The 1,322-nt window shown below is 31.2% G+C and carries 2 protein-coding genes (1 of these 2 cut by a window edge); one reads left to right on the forward strand and one right to left on the reverse strand.

The genetic code is table 11. The features are described from left to right. Positions 1-682 carry the 3' portion of a twin-arginine translocase subunit TatC gene (gene tatC, locus WG67_RS01915; protein WP_070356819.1) on the forward strand. The gene continues 80 nt to the left of window position 1, outside the view, so only the last 682 of its 762 coding nucleotides appear in the window; the start codon falls outside the window, past its left edge; the stop codon is at positions 680-682. Between the two features lie 53 nt (positions 683-735). Here tatC and WG67_RS01920 read toward each other — a convergent pair whose 3' ends face one another. Next, entirely contained in the window at positions 736-1,191 is a 456-nt protein-coding gene (locus WG67_RS01920; protein WP_010081874.1) for an arginine repressor, read from the reverse strand. Positions 1,192-1,322 lie beyond the last annotated feature (131 nt).

The following is a 1,322-nucleotide window of genomic DNA, read 5'->3' on the forward strand; positions in this document are numbered from 1 at the left end:
ATTTTTTTGCGTTGCTTTTGGTTTTTGTTATTACTTTAAGGAAAATATATACCGTTTTTTACTCGCACCTTTAATAGAAGCAACAAAAGGTAGCGAGGGTTTTTCTTTAATTTACACAGACTTAACAGAGGCATTTTTTGTGTATCTCCAAGTTGCAATAATGAGCGCACTTTTGTTTTCTTTTCCTGTGTTTGCATGGCAATTTTATATGTTCTTAGCACCTGGGTTATATAAAAGTGAAAGGGCAGTGTTGTTGCCATACTTGATTGCAACACCGGTTTTATTTGTAACGGGAGCTACTGTAGTCTATTACTATATATTTCCTTTAGCCTGGAAGTTTTTCATCACTTTTGAACATAGTGGGAAATCTTTCGGTATACCAATAGAGTTTATGCCATCAGTTAGCGAATATTTAGACCTCGTTCTCCAATTTATGTTTGCTTTTGGCACTGCATTTCAAATTCCAGTAATACTCACATTAATGGTGAGAGTAGGGTTACTCACTACACAAAGTTTGTCAAATAAACGCAGAATCGCGATAGTGGTAATTTTTATTATCGCTGCAATCTTAACTCCACCTGATGTATTAAGCCAAGTAGGGCTTGCAATACCTATGCTGATTCTATATGAATTGTCCATTCTGATATGTAGGTATATTGAAAAAAAGAAGACAAAGATTTAAACAAAGAAATCCCTCTTATCTCCTTTATATCACATTTTTAACTTACAACATTCTTATTCAGGACTTAAATATGGAAATGTTTCATAAATTGATTGTAATACTTTGTTAAGTTCAGCCTTACTTTTGATGATCAATAATACTGTATCATCACCTGCTATAGTTCCTATAATTCCTATGTTTTTGCTATTATTTAATGAATAAATAACATACTTCTGATCTAGAAAGTAAGCTAGGCTGCTAGCTTGTCCTGGTTGAGTGTGTAGTACTATTAAACCAAAATCCGAAATTTGCATATTAAGTATTAATGGTAATCGATATTGGTTGATGTCAATTACTTTATACATACCAGCAACTTTGGCAATTTTAAGTTTTTTTAATTTTCTTGATAAAGTAGCCTGAGGAATGTTGTGCCCTCTTTCTTTAAGCAAGGTCTGTAAATCGCTCTGCTCTAAAATTTCGTGATTTTGAATAATATTTAAAATATGTTCACCTAGTGTGTTGTCATGCATTATGCATTTTCCTCATATTGAATATGTAATAAGTATATTTGAAATTATATTCATTATTTCTTGACTATTCAATTTTTAATGTCTATCTTCATAAGATGAATAAAATATGAATATAAATTAGTAATATGAAA

The organism is Wolbachia endosymbiont of Drosophila incompta, assembly GCF_001758565.1.
GTDB lineage: Bacteria > Pseudomonadota > Alphaproteobacteria > Rickettsiales > Anaplasmataceae > Wolbachia > Wolbachia pipientis.

Excerpts from the sequence above, each read along its gene's own strand:
- WG67_RS01920 (WP_010081874.1), bottom strand. The coding sequence starts at position 1,191 with ATGCATGACAACACACTAGGTGAACATATTTTAAATATTATTCAAAAT.